The sequence below is a fragment of the Pseudonocardia sp. NPDC046786 genome (assembly GCF_040645415.1).
GTDB classification, from domain to species: Bacteria; Actinomycetota; Actinomycetes; order Mycobacteriales; family Pseudonocardiaceae; genus Pseudonocardia; species Pseudonocardia kongjuensis.
On the sequence record NZ_JBEYYF010000006.1, the window covers coordinates 1 to 23,895 of the forward strand.

The 23,895-nt window shown below is 76.2% G+C and carries 20 protein-coding genes and 1 pseudogene; 8 read left to right on the forward strand and 13 right to left on the reverse strand.

The features are described from left to right. Window positions 1-192: 192 nt before the first annotated feature. The gene (locus ABZ881_RS09025; RefSeq protein WP_358483117.1) at window positions 193-3,576 is read right to left on the reverse strand and encodes an ATP-dependent DNA helicase; all 3,384 of its coding nucleotides are present in this window, start codon (window positions 3,574-3,576) and stop codon (window positions 193-195) included. A gap of 59 nt (window positions 3,577-3,635) precedes the next feature. After that, window positions 3,636-4,886 (reverse strand): serine--tRNA ligase, encoded by a 1,251-nt coding sequence (gene serS / locus ABZ881_RS09030; RefSeq protein ID WP_358483118.1) that lies wholly within the window; start codon window positions 4,884-4,886, stop codon window positions 3,636-3,638. A 79-nt stretch (window positions 4,887-4,965) separates the two neighbouring features. On the opposite strand from serS, the gene ABZ881_RS09035 reads away from it, so the two are divergent. Beyond that, on the forward strand, window positions 4,966-5,805 hold the full coding sequence (locus ABZ881_RS09035) for an LLM class F420-dependent oxidoreductase (protein WP_358483120.1): 840 nt from the start codon (window positions 4,966-4,968) through the stop codon (window positions 5,803-5,805). A 292-nt stretch (window positions 5,806-6,097) separates the two neighbouring features. Beyond that, window positions 6,098-6,541 carry a phosphatase PAP2 family protein gene (locus ABZ881_RS09040; protein WP_358483123.1) on the forward strand — a complete coding sequence of 148 codons (444 nt, stop codon included), beginning with the start codon at window positions 6,098-6,100 and terminating at the stop codon, window positions 6,539-6,541. A 37-nt stretch (window positions 6,542-6,578) separates the two neighbouring features. Here the strand turns inward: ABZ881_RS09040 and ABZ881_RS09045 are convergent, their stop codons facing one another. Then, window positions 6,579-10,034 (reverse strand): ATP-dependent DNA helicase, encoded by a 3,456-nt coding sequence (locus ABZ881_RS09045; RefSeq protein WP_358483125.1) that lies wholly within the window; start codon window positions 10,032-10,034, stop codon window positions 6,579-6,581. 106 nt (window positions 10,035-10,140) lie between these two features. Between ABZ881_RS09045 and ABZ881_RS09050 the strand changes: the two genes are divergently transcribed. Beyond that, window positions 10,141-10,422: an MGMT family protein gene (locus tag ABZ881_RS09050; protein ID WP_344022418.1), complete on the forward strand. Its 282-nt coding sequence runs from the start codon at window positions 10,141-10,143 to the stop codon at window positions 10,420-10,422. Between the two features lie 116 nt (window positions 10,423-10,538). On the opposite strand, the gene ABZ881_RS09055 is transcribed toward ABZ881_RS09050, so the two are convergent. The 9 genes from ABZ881_RS09055 to ABZ881_RS09095 form a co-directional block, all read right to left on the reverse strand. After that, complete coding sequence (locus tag ABZ881_RS09055) at window positions 10,539-11,297, reverse strand: putative protein N(5)-glutamine methyltransferase (protein ID WP_358483127.1); 759 nt, start codon at window positions 11,295-11,297, stop codon at window positions 10,539-10,541. A gap of 10 nt (window positions 11,298-11,307) precedes the next feature. Further along, the gene (locus ABZ881_RS09060) at window positions 11,308-12,018 is read right to left on the reverse strand and encodes a sirohydrochlorin chelatase (RefSeq protein WP_358483129.1); all 711 of its coding nucleotides are present in this window, start codon (window positions 12,016-12,018) and stop codon (window positions 11,308-11,310) included. Continuing rightward, window positions 12,015-13,205: a uroporphyrinogen-III synthase gene (locus tag ABZ881_RS09065; protein ID WP_358483131.1), complete on the reverse strand. Its 1,191-nt coding sequence runs from the start codon at window positions 13,203-13,205 to the stop codon at window positions 12,015-12,017. Before ABZ881_RS09065 ends, ABZ881_RS09060 begins: the two co-directional genes overlap by 4 nt. A 101-nt stretch (window positions 13,206-13,306) precedes the next feature. Continuing rightward, window positions 13,307-13,681: a nitrite reductase small subunit NirD gene (gene nirD, locus ABZ881_RS09070; RefSeq protein WP_358483132.1), complete on the reverse strand. Its 375-nt coding sequence runs from the start codon at window positions 13,679-13,681 to the stop codon at window positions 13,307-13,309. Further along, on the reverse strand, window positions 13,678-16,221 hold the full coding sequence (nirB, locus tag ABZ881_RS09075) for a nitrite reductase large subunit NirB (RefSeq protein WP_358483134.1): 2,544 nt from the start codon (window positions 16,219-16,221) through the stop codon (window positions 13,678-13,680). Before nirB ends, nirD begins: the two co-directional genes overlap by 4 nt. Before the next feature lie 14 nt (window positions 16,222-16,235). Continuing rightward, complete coding sequence (locus ABZ881_RS09080; RefSeq protein ID WP_358483137.1) at window positions 16,236-17,669, reverse strand: FAD-dependent oxidoreductase; 1,434 nt, start codon at window positions 17,667-17,669, stop codon at window positions 16,236-16,238. Between the two features lie 165 nt (window positions 17,670-17,834). Next, entirely contained in the window at window positions 17,835-18,212 is a 378-nt protein-coding gene (locus ABZ881_RS09085; protein WP_358483139.1) for a hypothetical protein, read from the reverse strand. A gap of 107 nt (window positions 18,213-18,319) precedes the next feature. After that, window positions 18,320-18,532: a hypothetical protein gene (locus ABZ881_RS09090; RefSeq protein ID WP_358483141.1), complete on the reverse strand. Its 213-nt coding sequence runs from the start codon at window positions 18,530-18,532 to the stop codon at window positions 18,320-18,322. A 15-nt stretch (window positions 18,533-18,547) separates the two neighbouring features. Continuing rightward, window positions 18,548-18,739 carry a hypothetical protein gene (locus tag ABZ881_RS09095; RefSeq protein ID WP_358483143.1) on the reverse strand — a complete coding sequence of 64 codons (192 nt, stop codon included), beginning with the start codon at window positions 18,737-18,739 and terminating at the stop codon, window positions 18,548-18,550. Between the two features lie 57 nt (window positions 18,740-18,796). On the opposite strand from ABZ881_RS09095, the pseudogene ABZ881_RS09100 reads away from it, so the two are divergent. The 5 genes and pseudogenes from ABZ881_RS09100 to ABZ881_RS09120 all read left to right on the forward strand — a co-directional run. Continuing rightward, window positions 18,797-18,928: pseudogene (locus tag ABZ881_RS09100) on the forward strand (sensor histidine kinase); the annotation flags it as partial. Between the two features lie 105 nt (window positions 18,929-19,033). Continuing rightward, complete coding sequence (locus ABZ881_RS09105) at window positions 19,034-19,444, forward strand: response regulator transcription factor (protein WP_358483146.1); 411 nt, start codon at window positions 19,034-19,036, stop codon at window positions 19,442-19,444. Between the two features lie 128 nt (window positions 19,445-19,572). Further along, entirely contained in the window at window positions 19,573-20,634 is a 1,062-nt protein-coding gene (locus ABZ881_RS09110; RefSeq protein WP_358483148.1) for an acyltransferase family protein, read from the forward strand. 95 nt (window positions 20,635-20,729) lie between these two features. Then, on the forward strand, window positions 20,730-20,987 hold the full coding sequence (locus ABZ881_RS09115; RefSeq protein ID WP_358483150.1) for a hypothetical protein: 258 nt from the start codon (window positions 20,730-20,732) through the stop codon (window positions 20,985-20,987). Window positions 20,988-21,072: 85 nt separating this feature from the next. Next, the gene (locus ABZ881_RS09120; protein ID WP_358483152.1) at window positions 21,073-21,774 is read left to right on the forward strand and encodes an HNH endonuclease signature motif containing protein; all 702 of its coding nucleotides are present in this window, start codon (window positions 21,073-21,075) and stop codon (window positions 21,772-21,774) included. A gap of 5 nt (window positions 21,775-21,779) precedes the next feature. Here ABZ881_RS09120 and ABZ881_RS09125 read toward each other — a convergent pair whose 3' ends face one another. Beyond that, window positions 21,780-23,894, reverse strand: a complete 2,115-nt coding sequence (locus ABZ881_RS09125) for a molybdopterin oxidoreductase family protein (RefSeq protein ID WP_358483154.1) — start codon at window positions 23,892-23,894, stop codon at window positions 21,780-21,782. Window position 23,895 lies beyond the last annotated feature (1 nt).

Here is a 23,895-nt window from a genome sequence, read left to right on the forward strand (position 1 = left end):
CTAGACAGCTCCACTCCACACCCGGGAGGCCTTCGCCCGTCTACAGATCAGACCGTGTCGTCACACGATCTCGACCAACGTGCCTGGGCATCACAACTAGCGGGACGATCCCCCCGCACGCAGCACGCGAGCCCGCGTCCCGGCATCCCCGGGGCGCGGGCTCGCCGCCGTTCCCGGCCGGCTCCCCGCCGGTCAGGCCACGGGCACCCCGGCCACCAGCGCGTGCAGGCGCTCGGCGTCGAGCAGGTCGGCGGGGCGCAGCGTCACCGCGTCCCGGACGTAGTGGAAGGCCGCCCGCACCCGGTCCGCCGGCACGCCCTGCAGCGCCGCCCAGGCCAGCCGGTACGCGGCCAGCTGCACCCCGACCGCGTGCTCCCGGTCCGGCCCGGGCGGGCTGCCGGTCTTCCAGTCGACGACCGTCCAGCCGCCGTCCGGGTCGGCGAACACCGCGTCCATCCGGCCGCGCACCGCGACCCCGGCCAGCACCGTCTCGAAGGCCACCTCGACGTCGACCGGCTTGCGGTCGGCCCACTCGGACGCCTCGAACGCGGCCTGCAGCTCCTCCAGCTCCGCCGCGTCCGCCTCGGAGCCGGCGCTCTCATCGGCGGCGCCGGGCAGCTCGTCGATGTCGAGCAGCCGCTCCGCGCCGAACCGCCGCTCCAGCCAGGCGTGGAACGCGGTCCCGCGCCGGGCGTACGGGTTGGGCGGCAGCGGGACGGGGCGGCGCAGCCGGACGGCGAGCGCATCCGGGTCGTCGGCCAGCTCGACCAGCCGACTCACCGAGAGCCGCCCGGGCAGCGCGACCGAGGGCCGGTCGGCGGCCGCGGCGCGCTCAGCGAGCAGCACATCGACGTCGGCGGCCCAGCCCTCCGGGTCGCCCTCGGCGTCGGCGACCGCCGGACCGGGCTCCGGCACGGCCTCCTCCGCGGGCGGCAGGTCGAGCAGGGTGAGCTGGTCGGCGGGGGTGCGGCGGGGCCGCCGGGCCCGGCGGGAGCGGGCCCGCAGCGCCTCCCGCACGAGGTCCGCGCCGGACCGGACGTCGTCGCTGCGGTCCCCGAACGGGTCCGGCGGCCACTGCGCGGTCCGCTCCACGCCGAGCGCCGGATTGCCGGTGTCGGCCTCCGGCGGCGGCGCCCAGCTCTCCAGCACACCGACCTCGGAACCGCCGGGCCCCTCCAGGATCTCGGCCACCTCGGTGAGGAACACCGACGGCTCCTTGGGCCGCTCCCCGGCGGCCGGCCAGCGGTGCCCGGAGACGAGCAGGGTGCGCTCGGCGCGGGTCAGCGCCACGTAGAACAGCCGGCGCTCCTCGGCGAGCCGCCGGTCGTCGAGCGCCGCGTCGTGCGCGTCGAGCGCCTGCTCGACCTGCTTGCGGTCGGCGCCCGGCGGGGGCAGCTCGAAGCCGGGCAGGTCGTCGGCGTCGCCGCGCAGCGGGACCGGCAGGTCGGACGGGTCCTTCAGCCAGCTGCCGGACATCTTGCGGCCGGGGAAGACCTGCGCCACCAGGTGCGGGACGGCGACGATCTCCCACTCCAGGCCCTTCGCGGCGTGCACGGTGAGGATCTGCACCCGGTCCGGCGCCACCTCGACCTCGCCGGGGGTGAGCCCCTCCTCGGCCTGCTCGGCGGTGTCGAGATAGTCGAGCAGCGCGTCCAGCGACGGCACGTCGGCGCCGGCCGCGAAGTCGGCGACCACGTCGGCGAACGCGTCGAGATGGGCCCGGCCGGTCGGCCCCGGCCGCGACGTCGTCTCCACGTCGAGCAGCAGGGTCCGCTCGACGTCGGCGACCAGGTCGGTGAGCGGGGCGGCGGCCCGCGCCCGCAGGTGCGACAGCTCGCGGCCGATCCGGCGGATCCGGTCGAACCCGGCGGGCGAGTAGCGCTCCGGCCCGCCCGGGTCGTCGAGCGCGTCGACCAGGCCGGCCTGCTCGGCCTGGTCGCCGGGCAGCGCCCCGAGGGCCAGCTCGGCCGCGCTGAGCGGACCGGGACGGCCCGGGCGGCCGGGGACGAGCTCGCGGGCGCGCTGCCACAGGGCGGCCAGGTCGGCGATGCCCAGCCGCCAGCGCGGGCCGGTGAGCAGCCGGACCGCCGACGGGCCGGCCAGCGGATCGGAGACCACCCGCAGCGCGGAGACCAGGTCCCGCACCTCCGGGGTGGACAGCAGCCCGCCGAGGCCGACGACCTCGACCGGGACCCGCCGGTCGCGCAGCGCGGCGGCGAGGGCGTCCATGTCGGAGCGGCGGCGGACCAGCACCGCCGCGGTCGGCGGGATGCCGGTGCCCTCCTCCCCGGCCGCGGCGTGCCAGCGCGCGGCCACGCCGTCGGCGACCCAGGCGATCTCGGCAGCGACGTCGGGCAGCAGCGCGGCCCGCACGTCGCCGGGGCCGGCGCCGTCGAGCGGGCGCAGCTCGCCGACCCGGACGGCGCCCGGCGCCCCGCGGAGCGGCTCGGAGACCCGGTTCGCCAGCACCAGCACCTCGGCCGGGTTGCGGAAGCTGGTGAGCAGGCCGTGCACCGGCGCCGGATCGCCGCCGGCGGCCGGGAAGTCGGTGCGGAACCGGTTGAGGTTGCCGGCGCTGGCCCCGCGCCAGCCGTAGATCGACTGGCAGGGGTCGCCGACGGCGGTGACCGAGCGGTGCTTGTCGGCAACCGGCTCCGGGGCGAGCCCGGGCGGCACGCCGAACAGGGCCCGCAACAGTACCCGCTGGGCGTGCCCGGTGTCCTGGTACTCGTCGAGCAGGACGGCCCGGAACTGGTCGCGCTCGATCCGGCCGACCTCCGGGTCCGCCTCGGCGATCCGCGCGGCGAGCGCCATCTGGTCGGAGAAGTCCATCGCCTGCTCGGCCTGCTTGCGGCGGGCGAACTCCTCGACCAGCGGCAGCAGCTCGCAGCGCATCCGCTGACCGGCGATCCGCGCCTTGTACCCGGCGGACGGCTCGGCGCGCTGCCGCTTGCCGGGAGGGGCGTGCTCCAGCACCGGCAGGATCCGCCGGGCGAGCCGCTCCACCTCGGCCGGCTCGACGAGGTGCTCGCCGAGCTCGCCGGCCAGCGCGAGCAGGTAGCCGGTGACCGTCGCCGGGACCCGGTCGATCTCCAGGTCGGCCGCCCAGGTGGAGACGACCCGGTGCGCGAGCTGCCAGGTCGCGGTCGGGCCGAGCAGCCGGTTCGCCGGTTCGGCCGGCAGCCGCAGGGCGTGCTCGCCGACCAGCCGCCCGGCGTAGGCGTGGTAGGTGGAGACGGTCGGCTCGCCGGCCAGCAGCGCGGCCCGCCGGGAGCCACCCGGATCCAGGTCGTCGAGCAGGCGGGAGCCGGCGAGCCGGCGCAGCCGGGACCGGACCCGGGTGCCCAGCTGCTGCGCCGCCTTGCGGGTGAACGTGAGCCCCAGCACCTGCTCGGGCAGCACCCGGCCGGTGGCGACCAGCCACACCACCCGGGCCGCCATCGTCTCGGTCTTCCCGGCTCCCGCGCCTGCCACCACCAGCGCCGGCCCGGCCGGGGCGGCGATCACCGCGGCCTGCTCCTCGGTCGGCGGGTGCAGACCGAGCGCAGCGGCCAGCTCGGCCGGTGACGGATCCATACCGGTGTTCTACCCGCCACCCCCGACGGGTCCGCGGGGAGCCCGGCGGGCGGCCCGGATCAGCCGGCCTGCGTCCCGACGGTGGCGGGTGCGCCGTGCCGCTGCAGCACCTCCGGGACGGCGACGGTGCCGTTCGCGTCCTGGAAGTTCTCCATGATCGCCAGCATCGCCCGGGCGGTCGCCCCGGTGCCGTTGAGGGTGTGCAGCGTCTCGGTCGGCGCACCGGGCTCGCGGCGGAACCGGACGTTCAGCCGTCGTGCCTGGTAGTCGGTGGTGTTCGAACAGGACGTGATCTCCCGGTAGCGCTGCTGCACCGGGAACCACGCCTCGATGTCGTACTTCTTGGCGGCCGGGTTGCCGAGGTCACCGACCGAGATGTTCTGCACCCGGTAGGGCAGGCCCAGCTCCTGCACGATCGACTCCTCGTGCGCGAGGAGCTGCTCGTGGACGTCCTGGGACTGCTCGGGCAGGCAGTAGACGTACATCTCGACCTTGTCGAACTGGTGCACCCGGAACATGCCCTTGGTGTCCTTGCCCGCGGCACCCGCCTCGCGCCGGAAGTTCGTCGAGAACGCGACGTAGCGGGCCGGCAGCTCGTCGAGGTCGACGATCTCGTCCATGTGGATGCCGGCCAGCGCCACCTCGGAGGTGCCGGTCAGGTAGAGGTCGTCGCGCTCCAGCCGGTAGAGGTTGGACTCCTCGGTGGGCAGGAACCCGGTGCCGTACATCGCCCGCTCGTTCGCCAGCACCGGGCCGAGCACCGGCACGAAGCCCTCGCCGACGATCTTGTCCATGACGTACCGGAACAGCGCCATCTCCAGCCGGGCGACGTCACCGAACCGGTAGGCGAAGCGGGAGCCGGACAGCCGGGCGCCGCGGGCCATGTCGACCCGGCCGGTCGTCGAGGCCAGGTCGAGGTGGTCGCGCGGCTCGAAGTCGAACGACGGCGGCTCGCCCCAGGTGCGGACGGTGACCGCGTCCTCCTCGGCCATCCCGTCGGCGGCCGTCGGGTCCGGCAGGTTCGGAATCCGGGCGAGCAGCGCGGAGCGCTCCGCGTCGGCCGCGGCGAGGTCCTCCTCGGCGCCGCGCAGCTCCTCCTTCTCCTTCTTGAACTGCTCGACCTGCTCCGGGGTCGGGCGCCCCTTCGGCCGCTGCTTCTGGGCGGCACGCAGGCCGCCGACGTGGTCGGTCAGCTCCCGCCAGCGGACGTCGACCGCGATGAGGGCGTCGAAGTCCGCGGACGCACCGCGACGGGACAGTGCCGCGCGGAACCGGTCCGGGTCCTGTCGGGCCGCCTTCAGGTCGATCACTGCACGTCCAGCCTCTCGAGTGGGGAGTCGCCATCGTAGAGCGGGGAATGATCGGGCCCGCGCGGTGGTAGACCTGTACATGACTGTCTCCCCCGGCCGGTACGGCGTATGGCGGCACGCAGCGGCACTCTCACCGCAGCTCGCCCGTGAGATCGAGTCCCTCGGGTTCGGCGCGGTCTGGATCGGTGGCTCCCCGCCCGGGGACCTGCAGCTCGCCGAGGACCTGCTCGACGCCACCACCTCGCTGGTGGTCGCGACCGGGATCGTCAACATGTGGACGACGCCGGCGGACGAGGTCGCGCCGTCCTACCACCGGATCGCCGAGCGGCATCCGGGCCGGTTCCTGCTCGGCGTCGGGATCGGGCACCCGGAGGCGACCGGCGACTACGGCCGCCCGTACGCGACGATCGTCGAGTACCTGGACCGGCTGGACGCGCTGGACGTCCCGGTCGCGGGCCGCGCGCTCGCTGCGCTCGGCCCGAAGGTGCTCGAGGTGTCCCGGGACTGGACCGCGGGAGCCCACCCCTATCTGACGACGCCCGAGCACACCCGGTCCGCACGCGAGCGGCTCGGCGACGGCGTGCTGCTGGCACCGGAGCACAAGGTCGTCCTCGACGCCGACCCGGAGTCCGCCCGCGCGCTCGGCAGGCCCGTCGTCCAGCGGCCCTACCTCGGACTGCGCAACTACCGGGCCAACCTGCTGCGGCTCGGCTGGGCCGAGTCCGATCTCGACGACGGCGGCACCGACGCGCTGATCGACGCGCTGGTCGCGCACGGCACCCCCGATCAGGTCGCGGCCCGGCTGGACGAGCACCTCGCCGCCGGGGCCGATCACGTGTGCGCGCAGGTGCTCACCCGCGGGATGCGCGACCCGGAGCCGGACCTGCGCCGGCTCGCGTCGGCGCTCGGAATCGGCTGAGCCGGGACCGCGGGCCGGGACACCGCCCTCCGGCGTCCCGGCGCGCCCGGCCGGGCCGCTACTGTCGATCCGGTGCAGGACACTGCAGGCAGGACGACCTCCCTGCTCGGTCCCCTGCACCTCACCGCGCCGCCGGTCACCCTCGCGGCGGCGATCGTGTTCCTCGTCCTGACCTGGCGATACGCCGGTGATGCGGTCGCCGGCCGGGTCGACGAGGGTGCCTGGTCCGCGGTCGACGCCCTGCCCCGGGCCGGGCTCGCGCGGGCGATCGGCCTGGGGTTCGCCGGGCTTCGTGGTGGTCGCGGCGGCATCGCTGGCCGGGCTCGCACTGCTGCTGCGCCGGCCCCGGGTGGCGGTGCTCGCGGTCGTCGGGCCGGGACTGACCGGTGTCGCGACGACCGCCCTGAAACCGCTGCTCGGCCGGACCATCGACGGCGACGGGTTCGCGTTCCCCAGCGGCCACACCGGAGGCGCGGTCTCGATCGGCCTGGTCCTGGCTGTGCTGCTGATCGGTGCGGTGCCCGTGGTCCGGCCGGTGGCTGCGCTGTCCGTGCTCGCCGCGACCGTGCTGCTCGCCGGCGGCGTCGTCGGAGCCGGGATGGTGCGGATCGGCGCGCACTACGCGACCGACACGATCGGCGGCTTCTGCGCGGCGCTCACGCTCGGGCTCGGTGCCGCGATGGCGATCGACCGGATCGCCGACCGTTGGATCGGCGGCACCGGACCGGCCCGGTAGCCCGGACCCCGCATGCCGCCCCGGCGGCGGGTGCCGGTCAGCCCTCGACGACGGTCCGCCCGGTCTCGACCGCCGGGCAGCTGGTCCGCACCGGGCAGCGGTCGCAGTCCGGCCCCGGCCTGGCCACGAACACCGCGCCCGCCGAGTCGTCGGCGCAGCGCATCAGCACGTCCCGCCAGTACCCCATCTCCTCGGGCCGGAGCGGGTCCTGCCGGGGCTCCTTCGCCTCCCCGCCCGCCTTCCGGTCGGCGAGGAACAGCAACCGCGCCCCGCCCGGCTCGGCGCCGCGGCCGACGACCTCGTCGAACGCGCCGAGCGACGCCGCGAGCTGGTAGACGGCCAGCTGGTGGTGCTCGGCGGTGGCGCGGGCCGAGGTGGCCGTCTTCCCGGTCTTCACGTCGACCACCACCGGACGGCCCCGGTCGTCGCGTTCGAGCCGGTCCACCCGGCCGCGCAGCCGCACCCGGCGCGCGGCCCGCGCCGCTCCCCCGCCCGCGGCCGGTTCCTCGTCGAGCACCGGATCCGCGGCCGGCGGCGGCTCACCCTCGGTCCCGGGGCCCGCCGGCGGCGGCTCGCCCTCGAGATCGAGCTGCATCGGCTGCTCGACGGCGACCAGCTCCAGCCCCTCGGCCCGGCTGCGCCGGACCCAGTCGTCGAACGCGGCCAGCATCTCCCGGACCCGGGTCAGCTCGCGCCGGCCGAACCAGGGGGCGCCCGCGTCGAGCCGCCGCCACGCCGACTGCAGGGCCTGCTCCAGCTCGGCCGGGTCGGCCCCGGCCGCCCGGGCCTGCACCAGCGCGTGCACCAGGGAACCGGTGACCGCGGACAGTGCACCGGAGTCGTCGCCGCCGTGCCGGGACAGCACCCAGCGCAGCGGGCAGCCGGCGATCGTCTCCACGTCGGACGGCGAGATCGGCACCAGCTCGCCGTCGGCGCGCAGCGGGGCGAGATCGGACAGGTCGGCGAGGCCGTACCAGTCGTCCGGGTGCGCGCCGGGGACGCCGTCCGCGGCGAGCCGGGCGAGCTGGGTCGCCGCCCGGCGCCTGCGGGCCGCCCGGGCCGGGTCGCCGCGGTCCGGCGCGGTCACCGCGCGGCGCAGCTCACCGACCAGCTCGGGCAGCACCAGGGAGCGGCCCGGCCGGTGCACCGGCCGGGCCTCGGCCGCGTCGGCGGAGCGCGGGTCGAGTTCGTCGAGGAACCGGGACGGCTGCTCGTCCTCCCCCTGCACCGCGCTGACCAGCAGCATCGAGCGGGCCCGGGTGCAGGCGACGTAGAACAGCCTGCGTTCCTCGGCGAGCAGCGGCGCCGTCCGGGAGACCGCGGCGCCCGGCTCCGCGACCCCGGCGACCAGGTCGACGAGCTGCTCGTGCCCGAGCAGGCTGCCACGCAGCCGCAGGTCCGGCCATCGCCCCTCCTGCACGCCGGGGACGGCGACGACCGTCCACTCCCGGCCGCGCGCCGCGTGCGCGGTGAGCAGCTCGACGGCGTCGCCGCGCGGCGCCTGCGGGGCCAGCGTCTCCCCGGGCAGCTGCTGGTCGGCCAGGTACTCCAGGAAGCCGCCGACGTCAGCGCCGGGCAGCCGGTCGGTGTAGCGGGCGGCCGCGTCGAACAGCGCCAGCACGGCGTCGAGATCGCGATCGGCGGCGGCACCACCGGGGCCGCCGCGGGCGCTCGCCTCGCTCCAGCGGCGGGCCAGCCCGGTCCGGCGCCACACCCGCCACAGGGTCTCCTCGACCGGGTCGCCCGCGGCGATGGACCGGGCAGCGGTGTCGAGCAGGCGGCCGACGTCGCGTAACGGCGCCGCCTCCGCCGGGGACAGCATCGCCAGCGGATCGGGGCGGCCCCCGACCGCCTCGCGGAGCATCGCGACCAGCAGCGGATCGCTGCTCGCGGTGGCCGGGTCGGTCTCGCCGGGCTCGCGATCCTCGTCGTCGGGGAACAGCTGCACGTCGTTGCCCGCGGCGGCGTGCAGCCGCAGCAGCCCGCGCCGCAACCGCCGCATCCGCATCGGGTCGCCGCCGCCGAACGGCGAGGTCAGCAGCGAGATCGCCAGGTCGGCGTCGATCGACGCGGGCCGCACCGCCGCGCGCAGCACCAGCAGCAACGGGACGACGGCGGGCTGGCGGGGCAGCGGCACCTCGTCCGGCGGCGCGACGATCGGGACGCCCGCCGCGGCGAGCGCACGGCGCAGCGCGGGCAGGGTGCGGCGCGCTGACCGGGACAGCACCGCCATCTCCGACCAGGGCACGCCGTCGACCAGGTGTGCGCGGCGGAGCCGGTCGGCGATCCAGCCGGCCTCCGCCGACGGGGAGCCGAAGACCCGCACCTGCACCGCCTCGCCCGCCCCGGCGCCCGCCGGGCCGGGCGCGCCGGGGTCGCCCGGCGTGGCGGCCGGCCCGCGCCGGGTCCTGGTGCGGCCTGCGCCCGGCAGCTTCTCGGCCAGCCGGAGCCCGGCGGCCCGGACCTCCGCGGTCTGCCGGTGGTCGGCGGTGAGCAGCTCGGTCGGGGCGGCGATCGCGTCCAGTCCGCGGGCGTCGGCGCCGCGGAAGGTCAGCACCGCCTGGTCCGGGTCGCCGGCGACCAGGGTGGAGCCGGCGTCCGCGGCGAGGGTCGCGACGAGCTCCATCTGCTGCGGGTCCAGGTCCTGCGCGTCATCGACCAGCAGGTGCCGGATCCGCTGCCGCTCCTGCTCGCGCAGTCCCGGATCGGCGGCCAGTGCATCCAGCGCGGCGGCGACCAGCTCGGCGGAGTCCAGCGCCGGGGCGGTGGCCTGCGGGGCACCCCGGCCCGCGGCGCCGCGGAGCAGGGTGACCTCCTCGTAGGTGCGGAAGAACCGGGCGGCCGCCACCCACTCGTCGCGGCCGTACGCCCGGCCCAGCTCGGCCAGCTCCTGCGGGCCGAGCCCGCGCTCGGCGGCCCGCAGCAGCAGCTCGCGCAGCTCCGCGGCGAACCCGGGCAGCCCCAGCGCCGGATCGAGGCGCTCCGGCCAGCCGGAGCCGGGGACGCTGCCGTTCCAGTTCTCGATCTCCCCGGCGAGCAGCTCGCGGACCACGACATCCTGTTCGGCGGACGCCAGCAGCCGGGGCGGCGGGTCCTCGTGCCGCGCGGCGTGCAGCCGCAGCACGCCGAACGCGTAGGAGTGCACCGTCCGCACCAGCAGCTCCCGGGTGGTGCGAGCGCCGAAGTCACCGGCCGGGCCGCCCGCACCGGTGGTGAGCAGCGCGGTCAGCCGCCCCCGCAGCTCCTCCGCGGCCCGCCGGCTGCCGACCAGCAGCAGCACCGACCCGGGCGGTGCACCCGCGCGGATCCGCCGGACCACCGTGTCCAGCAGCAGGCTGGTCTTCCCGGTGCCGGGCCCGCCGAGCACCCGCAGCGGGCCGCGGTCGTGCTCGAGCACCCGGGCCGCGGCGCCGCCCCACTCCCGGACCGGCTCGGCGATCGGCCCGGAGCGCACCAGGCGGGGGGACGCCTGCTCCGCGGTCGCTCGGGTCATGCGCCGATTCGACCACGCCGCACCGACACCGACGACAGGGCATGCAGGCAGCAGGGCCCGCGGGCGGCCGGTGGCACCGGGCCCGGCGACCGGGGAGGATCCCGGTGTGGACGAGCAGACCGTGGAGCGGGTCCGGGACGTCGTCGCGGCGATCCCGGCCGGCCGGACGCTGAGCTACGGCGAGGTCGCCGAGCTGGCCGGGCTGCGCTCGGCCCGGCTGGTCGGCCGGATCCTCGCCGAGGACGGCGCCGACCTGCCCTGGCACCGGGTGCTGCGCTCGGACGGCCGGGCGGCCCCGCACCTCGCCGTCGAGCAGGCGGCCCGGCTGCGCGCCGAGGGCGTGCTGATGGTGGACGGCCGGCTGCCCCGCGAGCACCGCCGCCGCTGAGCGGCGCCCCCTCGCCGTCCGAGCGTTGCGAGATGGCGCCCGGGACGACCATCCTGCAACGCTCGGCGGGCTGCCCCGGTAGGTGAGCAGAGCACAGGGGCACGTCAGGGGGTATCTCAGGGGAGGAGGGTGCCGTCGACCCAGGTGGCGTCGCGGGCGGGGTCGCGGCCGCGGCGCGGCGCCAGGCCCGCCTCCTCGAACGACGCCGCCAGGGCCGGGGCCTGGGCCGCCGAGGTCTCGATCAGCACCCGGCCGCCGGGGGCGAGCCAGCGGGACACCTGCGCCGCCACCCGGCGGGCCGGGTCGAGACCATCGGTGCCGCCGTCCAGCGCGATGCGGGGCTCGTGCTCACGGGCCTCCGGCGGCATCCCGGCGATCCCGGCGGCCGGCACGTAGGGGGTGTTCGCCACGACGACGTCGACCCGGCCGCGCAGCGTCTCCGGCAGCGCGTCGAACAGGTCCCCGGTGTGCACCGTCCCGGTACCGGCGAGGTTGTCCGCGGCGCAGGCGGTCGCGACCGGGTCGACGTCGGCGGCGTGCAGCTCGACCGGGACCCGGCGGGCGATCGCCAGACCGATCGCACCGCACCCGCAGCACAGGTCGACGACGACGGAGCCGGGCCGGAGCCCGCGGACGGCGGCGTGCACCAGCGCCTCGGACCGGCGGCGCGGGACGAACACCCCGGGCACCACCCGGATCCGCCCGCCGTCGAACCGGACGTGCCCGAGCAGCGGTTCCAGCGGTTCCCCGGCGATCCGGCGCCGGACCAGCCGCTCCAGCTCCGCGCCGGACGCGGCGGCCTCCAGCAGGGCCGCCTCCTCCTCCGCGAACACGCAGCCGGCGGCCCGCAGCCGGGCGGTCAGGGGCGCGCTCATCCGGCCCGGATCAGGCGGCGCGCCCGATCTCGGCGGCGCCGGCCGTGTAGCGGTCGAGCACCGCGCGGACCACGTCGTCGTGCACGCCCAACGGATCGGCGACGACGTCCGCGCCGGAGCCGAGCAGCCGGTCCTGGAACACTCCGGGCGCCAGCAACCAGGACGCCACCGCGACCCGCCGCTCCCCCGCCTGCCGGAGGCCCTCGACCAGCGCGGACACCGTCGGCGTCCCGGTCGCGGCGAACCCGACCCGGACCCGCCGCCCGACCAGCCGGGACAGCATCCCGCCCGCGAGCCGGACCTGGGCGACGGCCGCCGGGTCCGACGATCCCGCCGCGGCCAGCACGACGGCGTCGCCGTCGCGGTACCCGGCGGCCCGCAGCCGGTCCAGCGCGGCAGCCGCGAGCAGCGGATCCGGGCCCATCGACGGCGTCGTGCGGAACCGGGCCGGATCGGCCCCGGCATCGGCGAGCTGGGCGGGCAGGTCGATCCGCACGTGGTACCCGGCGGCCAGGAACGCCGGCACCACCACCGCACCCGGTGCACCGGCGTCGCGCAGCGCGATCACCGCGTCGACCACCTTCGGCCCGCGGACGTCGACGTAGCAGATCTCCACCCGCGGGCCACGTGCGGCGACGGCGTCGGCCAGCGAGCGGATCACCGCGTCGGCGGCGTCGGACCGCGAACCGTGCGCGACCAGCAGCAGCGGCGGCCCGTTCACCGTTCGCCCCCCGGGACGTCCGCGCAGTGCCCGTCGTGCCCGGGCTCGAGCGCCAGCCGGTAGCCGCGGCGGACCACGGTCTGCACCAGCCCGGGGACGCCGAGCGCGGCGCGCAGCCGGGCGATCGCGTTCTCCACGGCGTGCTCGTCACCCGCCCCGCCGGGCTGGGCGGTGAGCAGGTCGGCACGCGACACCACCCGGCCCGGCCGACGGGCGAGCAGCCGCAGCAGCGCCATCGGGGTCGGCGGCAGCGGGCACAGCCGCCCGTCCACCAGGACCGCGTGCCCGCGCAGCTCCAGCAGGTGCCCGGCGACCGGCAGTGTGCGGGCCCGGCCGGGTGCGACCGACTCGCAGGTCCGCACCATCGCGCCGAGCCGGGACCGCTGCGGCTGCGCGGTGGGCACGTCGAGCGTCTCCAGCGGCGCCGCCGTGACCGGGCCGACGCACAGCGCCAGCACCGGGCCGCGCAGTGCGGTCAGCAGCTCCTCGCGCAGGCCGCGTTCCCCGGCCCGGGCCAGGATCCCGGCGGCGGCCGGTGCGCTGGTGAAGGCCAGCACGTCGATCGCGCCGGAGAGGGTGCTGTCGATCAGCCGGTCCAGCGGGCCGATGTCCAGCGGCGGCGCCCACCGGTACACCGGGACGGTCACCACGTCGGCGCCGGCCATCTCCAGGGCGTCGACGACGTCGGGCAGCGGCTCGCCGTGCAGCTGGACGGCGATCCGGCAGCCCTCCACACCGCGTTCGAGCAGGTGCTCCAGGACCTCGGCGGTCGACTCGGACTCCGGTGACCAGGCGTCGACCAGCCCGGACGCCCGGATCGCGCCGCGCGCCTTCGGGCCGCGGGCCAGCATCTCGGATCGGCCGAGCGCGGCGAGCAGGTCCTCGCCGATGCCCCAGCCGTCGGCCGCCTCGATCCAGCCGCGGTAGCCGATCCCGGTGGTCGCCACCGTGATGTCCGGCGGCGCGGCGACCAGCTCCCGGGTGCGGTGCTCCAGCCGGTCGTCGTCGGCGAGCGCGACGATCCGCAGCGCCGGGCCGTGCTGGATGGTCGCCCCGCGCCGTTCCAGCATCGTGGCGAGCTCCTCGGCCCGCCGGGCCGCGGTGATCCCGACCGTGAACCCGGCGAGCGGCGGCACCGGCCCCGCGTCGGGCGCGGGTGCGGTGTCTCGTGCGGCGGATCGGGTCACCGGTCCTCCGTTCCTCCGGCCGGTCGCCAACGGCCGACGTGCGGCGGGGACCCCGGGAATGTCGCGGGTGGTGGTGGTCGCGGCTGCTCGGGTCGGGAGTCTCACCGTATCCCGACCTGTACCGAGCTGCCCACGGCGCGCGCGGCGAAGGCGGGCAGGCTCACAGTGTCGTCGTCCAGGCAGCGGCCGTCGCGCAGCGCGAAGACCTGCTTCAGGATCGGTGAGGCGACGGTCGGCTCGCCCGCCCGGTCGCCGGTGATGCCCCGGGACATCACCCCGGCCCCGCTGAACGGGTCGATGTTGCCGACCGCGTACAGCGCGCCGTCGGCGAGCCGGAACAACGCCACCTGGACGTCGCCGACCAGCGCCGCGACCCCGCGGCCGGGGAGCAGCCGGTGCACGGCGCAGACCTCGACCCAGCCGGACGGCTCGTCGTCGACACCTGCGGGGACCGGGGACGCGTGCACGGCAGTCATCGCGGGGACACCTCCGGGAGGCCGATCAGGACGGGTTCGTCCGGCCGTCCCGGAGCGGGCACCCTCTGGCCCCGCTCCTGCACGAACCGGATGGTCGGGTCGGGCGCATCGGGTGCGTTGACGAAGGACACGAAGCGGGCCAGCTTCTCCGGGTCGTCGAGCACGCCGGCCCACTCGTCGGCGTAGGAGTCGACGTGCCGGGCCATCGCTGCGTCGAGCTCCGCGCAGATGCCCAGCGAGTCGTCGACGATCACCGACCGCAGGTGGTCGAGCCCGCCCTCCATCGACTCGATCCACGGCGCGGTGCGCTGCAACCGGTCCGCGGTGCGGACGTAGAACATCAGGAACCGGTCGATGGTCCGGATCAGGGTCGCCGAGTCGACGTCGGAGACGAGCAGCTCGGCGTGCCGCGGGGTGAACCCGCCGTTGCCGCCGACGTAGAGGTTCCAGCCGGTCTCGGTGGCGATCACCCCGAAGTCCTTGGAGCGCGCCTCGGCGCACTCCCGGGCACAGCCCGAGACCCCGGACTTGATCTTGTGCGGGGACCGCAGCCCGCGGTAGCGCAGTTCCAGCTCGACGGCCATCCCGACCGAGTCCTGCACGCCGTAGCGGCACCAGGTGGTGCCGACGCAGGACTTCACCGTCCGCAGCGACTTGCCGTAGGCGTGCCCGGACTCGAACCCGGCGTCGACCAGCCGACGCCAGATGGCGGGCAGGTCGTCGACCCGGGCGCCGAACATGTCGATCCGCTGCCCGCCGGTGATCTTGGTGTAGAGCCCGAAGTCGCGGGCCACCTCACCGATCACGATCAGCCCCTCCGGGGTCACCTCGCCGCCGGCGATCCGCGGGACCACCGAGTAGGTCCCGTTGCGCTGCATGTTCGCCAGGAAGTGGTCGTTGGTGTCCTGCAGGGTGGCCCGCTCGCCGTCGAGGACGTGCTCGTTGTAGAGGGTCGCCAGGATCGACGCGACGACCGGCTTGCAGATGTCGCAGCCGGCGCCGCGGCCGTGCGTCGCGATCAGCTCGGAGAACGAGGTGATCCCGGCCCCGGCGACGATCTGGAACAGCTCGGCCCGCGACCGGTCGAAGTGCTCGCACAGCGCCTTCGACACCTCGACGCCCTGCTGCTCCAGGATCTTCTTGAGCGTCGGCACGCAGGACCCGCAGGTGGTGCCGGCCCGGGTGCACGCCTTGAGCGCCGGCACGTCGTGCGCGCCGTCGTCGATCGCCGCGCACAGCGCGCCCTTGGTCACGGCGTTGCAGGAGCAGATCTGCGCCGAGTCCGGCAGCGCGGACGCGTCCGGATCGGCCCCGCCCTTGGAGATCAGCGTGACCGGGTCGTCCGGCAGCGCCGAGCCGACCAGCGGGCGCAGCGAGCCGTAGCGGGACGCGTCGCCGACCAGCACCCCGCCGAGCAGGGTGGACGCGTCGTCGGACACCACCAGCTTCGAGTACGTCCCGGCGACCGGGTCGTTGACGACGATCTCCAGCGCGCCGTCCGTCTCGGCGTGCGCGTCGCCGAAGCTGGCCACGTCGACGCCCAGCAGCTTGAGCTGGGTGGACATGTCCAGCTCCTCGGGCGCCATCCGGGCGCCGCCGCCGAGCAGCCGGTCGGCGACCACCTCGGCCATCGCGTACCCGGGCGCGACCAGGCCGTAGGTCCGGCCGTCCAGGGCGGCACACTCGCCGATCGCCCACACGGCGTCGTCGCCGGTGCGGCAGCGGTCGTCGACCAGCACCCCGCCGCGCTCCCCGACCGGCAGGTCGCAGTCGCGGGCCAGCTGGTCGGACGCCCGGATCCCGGCGGAGAAGACGACCAGGTCGGCGTCCAGCTCGACGCCGTCGGACAGCGTCCCGACCAGCCGGCCGCGGTCGGCGGCGATCCCGGTCAGCGACACCCCGGTGCGGACCGCGATGCCCTGCGACTCGACCAGCGAGCGCAGCAGTGCTCCCCCGCCCTCGTCGACCTGCACCGGCATCAGCCGCGGCGCGATCTCCACGACCTGCGGGGACAGCCCGAGCAGCCGCATCGCGCGGGCCGCCTCCAGCCCGAGCAGCCCACCGCCGACGACGATCGCCGAAGGCCGGCCCTTCCGCTCCGGGTCCGCCGAGGCGGCCGCGGCGGCCTCGGTGATCGCGTCCAGGTCGTCGAGGGTGCGGTAGACGAAGCAGCCGGGCAGGTCCCGGCCGGGCACCGGCGGGACGAACGGGTACGAGCCGGTGGCCAGTACCAGCGCGTCGTAGCCGAGGACCCGGCCGGAGGCGGTGGTGACCCGGCGGGCGTCCCGGTCGAGGGTCGCGACGGCGTCACCCAGGTGGTAGGTGACGAGCGGATCACCGCGCAGGGCGTCGTCGTCGAGCCGGAGATCCTCCTCGGAGTTCCCGTCCACGTAGGACGACAGCGCGACCCGGTCGTAGGCGCGGCGGGACTCCTCACCGAGGACGGTGATCTCCCAGTCCCCCGCGGTGTCCCGGTCGCGCATCGCGGCGACGAGCCGATGCCCGACCATGCCGTTCCCGACGACCACCAGACGACTCACGGTGCGTTCCCCCTTCATGCCGCGCTCTCCCGCAACGGATCGGCGTGCTCCAGCCAGTCGCGGATCCCGCAGACGGCGTCCCGGCAGCTGCCGCAGCCGGTCGCGGCACGGGTCCGGCGGGACAGCGCGTCCAGCTCGCGGGCGCCCTCGCGCCACGCGGCGACCAGCGCGTTCTTGGTGACGGTGTTGCAGCGACAGACGACGGCGGTGCCCGGCAGCCGGCCCGGGTCCCCCGCGGCGGCCGGCTCACCGGGCAGCGCGCGCCCGAGCAGCAGCGCGAGCCGGTCGGACGGGGCGGGCGCGCCGGAATCGAAGAGCCCGATCACGGCCGCGGCGGCGTCCGGGAGGCCTATCATGATCGCGCCGACCACCCGGTCGTCGCGCAGCGCCAGCAGCCCGTACCGGCTGCGGCGCGGATCGGAGACGTGCAGCTGCTCGTCGCCGTCGGCGACGTCACCGAGCGCGGCGAGATCGATCCCGGCCGCCTTCAGCCTGGTGACCGGACGGGTGCCGCGGTAGCGGGCGGCCGGATCGGCGCCGGTGAGCAGGTCGGCGAGCACCGCGGCCTGCTCCCAGCCGGACTGCACCAGCCCGGCGGCGGCCGCGGGATGCTGGGCGCAGTCGCCGATGGCGTGCACCCGGCCGTCGTCGGTGGCGAGCCGGTCGTTGACCAGGATGCCCCGGTCGACGGCGAGCCCGGCGCCGGCCGCGAGCCCGGTCTCGGCCCGCACCCCGGCGGCGACGACGACCGCGTCCGCGGCGATCCGGGTGCCGTCGTCGCAGTCCAGGCCGGTCTCCGGGGCCCACGCCTTGGCGCCGACCCCGCAGCGCACGTCGACGCCGAGCCCGCGCAGCGCCCCGGCGAGCACCTCACCGGCGCCGGCGTCGAGCTGGCGTTCCATCAGGTGGGTGCGCGGATGCACCAGGGTGACGGCGACGCCGCGGCCGGCGAGCCCGCGGGCCGCCTCCACGCCGAGCAGCCCGCCGCCGACGACGGCGATCCGCGCCCCCGGCTCGGCCACGTCGAGGATCCGCGTGCAGTCGTCGAGATCGCGGAAAGGGCTGACCCCGGGCGCCGGGGCGCCGTCGGCACCGGCCAGGCCGTCGACCGGGGGCAGCCAGGCCCGGCAGCCGGTGGCCAGGACCAGCTCGTCGTAGGGGTGCTCGGCGCCCGTGGTGTCGTGCACGACGCGCGCCGACCGGTCCAGCCCGGTCGCGGCGACGCCGGGGTGCACGGTCACCCCCTCGGCGGCCGGGAGCGCCACCATCGGCACGGTCAGTCCGCCGGCGAGCACGGTGGACAGCAGCACCCGGTTGTAGGCGGGGTGGGCCTCGGCGCCGAGGACGGTCAGCGACACCCGCTCGCCGTCCGGGTCGCGCCGGCGGACCTCCTCGGCGAACCGGGCACCGACCATGCCGTGCCCGACCACCACCACGCGCCTGCTCATGGCCCCGACGGTAGGAACGCGGGGTTACACGCAGGCGGCCCGGGATGACACGGGAGTTACGAGGTCCTCATTCTCCGCAGGTGGGGACCGTGAGGCGGGTGGCCGCGCCGGGGGCCCGCCCGACGGTGCGGCGGATGGCCGCGGCCGGGCGGGATCGGCGGTGCGTCACATCCCGGTCCACTGCCCCTGGTGGACGGCGGCCACCCGGCCGGCCCAGCGCTCGTGCGCCGACTGCCGGGTGATCCCGGCCGCCCGGCCGATCGTCGCCCAGCTGACCCCGGCCACCCGCAGCCCCAGCAGGTTCGGCAGCGGATCGAGGCCGGCCGCGAGCGCGATCCGGAACGCGGCGAGCTGCCAGGCGGTCTCCCGGCGGGCCGGGAGGTCGGTGCCCTGCTCCGCCTCCCACTCGGGGGTGCCGGGTAGCGGCGGGACACCGGCGACGGCGTCGGCGTGCCGGTCGAGCTCGGTGACCGCGACGGCGGTGACCGCCCGGGCGGCGGGGCCGACGTCGGTGGTGAGCACGTGCTCCAGGCTGATGGTCATGGCCGTCAGGGTAACCCTGACAATGCTCGACGAGCAGCCCATTTCCACCGGGCGCCCACCGCCGGACCGTCGGCGGCCGTCGGGTGGGTGCCCGGTCCGCCGGATGCTCAGCCGACGGTCAGCGCCGCCCAGCCCGGTGCCACCCCGGCCACCAGCGCCCCCGGCTGGTGTGGCGGCAGCAGGCCGATCACGTCCCCCAGCGCCAGCAGCACGCACGCTCCGCACGCCGCCACCGCGACGGCCACCGCGACCCGCGGCGGTCCCGATCGCGCGCCGAACGACGGTAGCCCGAGCACCAGGGTGACCAGACCGGCCGTCATGACGACGGTTCGCCGTCACGCACAGCGGGCTGCCACCGCCTCCCGGCCGCTCGTCCCGGTCAGCAGGACGTGGGAGGAGACGTAGGCCGCGACCCCGACCGCGGTCACCGGCCCCCCGGCGGCGACGGCGGTGTCCGGCCACGACGGACGGCATCTGGACGGTGCGGGATCCGCTGCCTGCGCCCGGTCCGGGTTCACGGCGGTCATCGTTTCCCACGGGTGGACAACGACCCGCGGTGCCCCGGCGGCGCCCGCGGCGACGGCGGGCTGGGCCTGCTGGGCATGCGCGAGCGGGTCACGATCTTCGGCGGCGACCTGCGGGCCGGACGACGGCCGGACGGCGGCTTCCGGGTGCACACCACCCTCCCGCTGCGGACCGGTACGGGGCCGGGATGACGCTGCGGGTGGTCGTGGCCGACGACCACCCGCACGATCACCGCGGATCCTGCGCTCGGCGGGGTCCGCGTCGTCATCCTCACCACGTTCGGGCTCGACGAGTACGTGCTCGGCGCGCTCCGGGCCGGCGCCGTGGGGTTCCTGGTGAACGACACCTCGCCGGAGAAGCTGCTGCGCGCCGTCCGGACCGCCGCCGACGGCGACCCGCTGCTCTCCCCGGCGATCACCCGCCGGCTGGTCGAGGCGTTCGCGGCCGCCGCGCCGCCGGTGCCGCAGGACACCGGCCCGGTGCTCACCGCCCGGGAGCGGGACGTGCTCGTGCTGGTCGCCCGCGGCCGGTCCAACGCCGACATCGCCCACGACCTGCACGTCGGCGTCGCCACCGTGAAGTCCTACGTGAGCCGTCTGCTGACCAAGCTGGACACGACGACCCGGGTCGGACTGGTGGTGCACACCTACGAGACCGGCGACGTCGTACCGGGGGGCCGACCTGACGATCCCGCTCGCAGGACGTGAGATGGACCACGGGAGCCTGGCCGTGCTGCCCCCGAACGGGCTATGCAGTTGCGCAGCGACATCGTTCCACTGCCCCGAACCGCCACGCGGGGTGACGTACACACCCGCGACGGCGCCCGGAGGGTCGATTGACTCGCACGCGAACCGGCAGGCACAGGGCCACGACGACCCGGCAGCCCGCCGGCGGACGGCTCGGCTGGGCCGACGTCGCGAAGGGCATCAGCATCGTCCTGGTGGTGCTGCACCACGCGGTGATGTTCCTGGAGCCGCACGGCCTGGTGCCCGGCCCGCTCGCCACTCTGAACCTCGCCCTGACCTCGATGCGGATGCCGCTGTTCCTGCTCGCCTCGGGCCTGTTCCTGGCGCCGGTCCTGGAACGCGGCTGGCGGACCCTGCTGCACCGGCGGGTCGCCCTGTTCGGCTGGCTCTACCTGCTCTGGACGCTCGTGCAGTTCGCCGTGGTCACCCCGCTGCCGGCGGGCAGCGCACCCGACTTCGCCGTGCTCGACGCCGCCGAACTGCCGCTGGTCCTGCTGTACCCGGACCCGTCGATGTGGTTCCTCTACGCGCTGGCGCTCTACTCGGTCGCGGCCCGGCTGCTGCGTCGCGTCCCGGGCTGGGTGCTGCTCGCCGCGACCGGCGTGCTGAGCACACTGGTCGGCGCCGGGATCGTCGAATTCGGCTGGCACGCCTGGGAGCTCACCGCCCGCTACGCGTTCTTCTTCGTGCTCGGCTGGCACGGCCGCCGGTTCGTCGAGCGGGTCGCTGCCCGGTCGTCGCCGCTGTGGGTGGTGACGGTGGCGGTGCTGGCCGTCGCGGTCGCCGGGACCTCGGTACTGCTGGGCCTGCACGACGTCCCGGGCGTAGCGTTCGCGCTGAACCTGGTCGCCGTCACCGGCGGCGTACTGGCGTCCGCGCAGCTCGCCCGGTGGCGGATCGGGCGGGGCGTCGCCGCGCTGGGCAGGCGGACGCTGCCGATCTACCTGGCGAACGTGCCGCTGGTCGCCCTGCTCACCGCACTGCTGGCCGGCATCGACCCGCCGGCCGCCGCGCAGTACGGGATCGTCGCGCTGGTCGCGGCGGTGGCGGTGGCCCTGTCGCTCGCGCTGTACCGGGGCCTGGTCGCCGTCCGCGCCGGGTGGTTCTACGACCTGCCGGGACGCTGGGCGGTGCATCCACGGATCGGCTGACCCGATCCCACACTTGCGATCGCAAACCGACGAACGGTCGCCGAGCTGCGACAACGGACTGTCGAACATGGACTCGAGACGCTAGACTCGAACGCATGTACGAACAGATCGCCGTCACCGCACTCGCCCACGCACGCCAGTGCGGCGTCTACACCGAGCGCAGCTACCGCACCCCCGCCGCCGCCCTCGCCGACCTGCTGCACTGGGAACCCCGCCGCGCCCGCCGCTTCACCACCGCCACCGAGGCCCTCACCACCCGCACCGGGGTCGACGGCACCCCACTGCCCGCCCAACTCCCCGCGAGCGCCACGGTGTTCGCCCCGGCGAGATCTCCCTGCGCCACGTCGAGGTGATCGCCGCACTGCTGCGTTCCGCACCGGCCGCCCGCCTCGACCCCGACACGTGGACCGGTGCCGAACAGACCACGACGACGCCGCGATGTTCGACCGGATCGCTGCCGCCCTCGACACCCTGTCCGGGCCCACCGACGCCGACGACACGCGTGACAACCCGGAACGCGCCGCCGAAACCCTGGCCGAGCTCTGCGGGTTCGCCCTCGCCCATGCCCCGCCGGATGCTGCCCGAGTCCGGCGGGCGGCGCCCCTGGAGTTCGGCGGGCAGCTGGGTCCGGCAGCGCTGCGGATGCTCGCCTGTGATGCCGCCGTCCTGCCGGTGGTGTTCGGCGGTGACGGTCGCCCGGTCGACGTCGGGCGGGCCAGGCCCACCGTCGCCGACCCTCAGCGCCGTGCGGTGATCGCCCGCGACCGCGGGTGCGCCCACTCCGGCTGCGACCGGCCACCCCCCTGGTGCGAGGTCCACCACGTCCTCCCCTGGGAGCGGGGAGGCCCGACCGACATGGACAACCTGGTCCTGCTCTGCCGGGTTCACCATCGGCTCGTCCACCACACCGGCTGGGAGATCCGGATGGACTGCGGACGCCCCGAGTCCATCCCACCCGGCTGGACCGACCCGCAGCGCCGCCCGCGCCGCAAGCCCGATCCGAACCGGATCGTCCCGCCCCCGGGCCCGGCCGAGGATCTGTTCCCCGGCGCCGGCTCCGACGCCCGGGGCGACCTGGGCGCGCCCCGGATCCGGTCGGTCGATGTCGACGAGCTGACCGCCGGGATCGGCGGCCGATGAGCCGCTCAGGCCCGGGCGATGACCTCGACCGGCGTACCCCCGTCCACGGTGAACCGGGCCGGCTCCAGCCGCACCGCGGCGACCTTGAACTCCGGCATCCGGCTCACCGGGTCCAGCGCCGGGTTCGTGACGTTGTTCGCCGCGCCCGCCCCGCCGTAGTGGAACGGTAGGAACACGGTGTCCGGCCGCAGCGTCGGCACGCAGCGCACCCGGGCCGTCGTGGTGCCGCGCCGGGAGGTCACGCCGGCGAGGTCGCCGTCGGCGATCCCGTGCCGGGCGGCGGTGTCCGGGTGCACCTCGACGAACACCTCCGGATCGATCGCGGCGAGCTCGTCGACCCGCCGGGTCTGCGCCCCGGACTGGTAGTGCACGAGCACTCGCCCGGTGGTGACCCGCAGCGGGTATCCGGTGTCGACGTCCTCGTCCGGCTCGACGTGCTCGACCGGCACCATCCGGGCCCGGCCGTCGGCGTGCGCGAACCGGTCCGCGAACAGCCGCGGTGTCCCGGGATGGTCCTCGGCGGGGCACGGCCAGTGCAGCGCCTCCCCCGCGTCCAGCCGCGCGTACGAGACACCCGCGTAGTCGGCGATCCCGCCGGACGACGCGCGCCGCAGCTCGTCGAACACCGTCCGCGGGTCGGCCGGGAACGCCCCCGGCGCGTCCAGCGCGGCGGCCAGCCCGGAGATCACCTCCAGGTCGGTGCGGACGTCCGGCGGCGGGGCGAGTGCCCGCCGGCGGCGCAGCACCCGGCCCTCCAGGTTGGTCATGGTGCCCTCCTCCTCGGCCCACTGGGCCACCGGGAGGAGCACGTCGGCGCGCATCGCCGTCTCCCCGGGCACGACGTCGGCGACGACCAGCAGGTCCAGCGCGTCCAGCCGGTCGGCGACGGCGCGGGCGTCCGGTGCGGACACCAGCACGTTCGAACCGAACACCAGCAGCGCCCGTGGTCCGCCGGGCCGTCCGAGCGAGTCCAGCAGCTCGACGGCGCTGCGGCCCGGACCGGGCAGCGAGGCCGGATCGACGCCCCACACCGACGCGACGTGCGCGCGGGCGGCCGGATCGTCGATCCGCCGGTAGCCGGGCAGCTGGTCGGACTTCTGGCCGTGCTCGCGGCCACCCTGGCCGTTGCCCTGGCCGGTGATCGTCCCGAACCCGGATCCGGGCCGGCCGGGCAGGCCGAGCGCGAGCGACAGGTTGATCCACGCGGTGACCGTGTCGACGCCGTGCGCGTGCTGCTCGGCGCCGCGGGCGGTCAGCACGTATCGGCGCGACGTCGTCGCCAGCCACCGGACGACGGTGCGCATGTCGGCGGCGGCGATCCCGCAGACGCGCTCGGCCCGCTCCGGCCACCACTGCGACGCGATCCGCCACACGCCGTCGAAGCCGCTGGTCCGGTCGTCGACGTAGCCGAGATCCAGATGCCCGTCGACGACGGCGGCGTGCAGCATCCCGAGCGCCAGCACCAGGTCGGTGCCCGGGCGCGGCGCCAGGTGCAGGCCGCCGGAGGCGATCGCCCGCTCGGCGGTCGGCGTGCGACGGGGATCGATCACGACCAGCCGGGCCGTGCCCAGGTGCGACATCAGCGGCGGCATCGTCTCGGCGACGTTCGCACCGGCCAGCACGACGAGCTCGGCGTCGTCGAGATCGGTCACCGGGAACGGCAGTCCGCGGTCGATCCCGAACGCTCGGTTGCCCGCGGCGGCCGCCGAGGACATGCAGAACCGGCCGTTGTAGTCGATCTGGGAGGTGCCCAGCGCGACCCGGGCGAACTTGCCGAGCAGGTACGCCTTCTCGTTGGTGAGGCCGCCGGCGCCGAACACGGCGACCGAGTCGGGCCCGTGCTCGGCGCGCAGCGCGGCCAGCCGGCCGGCGACCCGGCCGAGCGCCTCGGTCCAGCCGGTCTCCCGGAAACCGGCCGTCCGCGAATCTCTGACCAGTGGCCTCGTCAGCCGCTGCGGGTGGGTGAGCAGAGCAGAGGAGGTCCAGCCCTTCTGGCACATCCCGCCCGCGTTGGTCGGGAAGTCGCGGGCGTCGACCTCGCCGGACGGCCCGATCCACTGCCCGCACTGCAGCGCGCAGTACGGGCAGTGGGTGGCGGTCCGCTTCTCGCCGGGACCCACC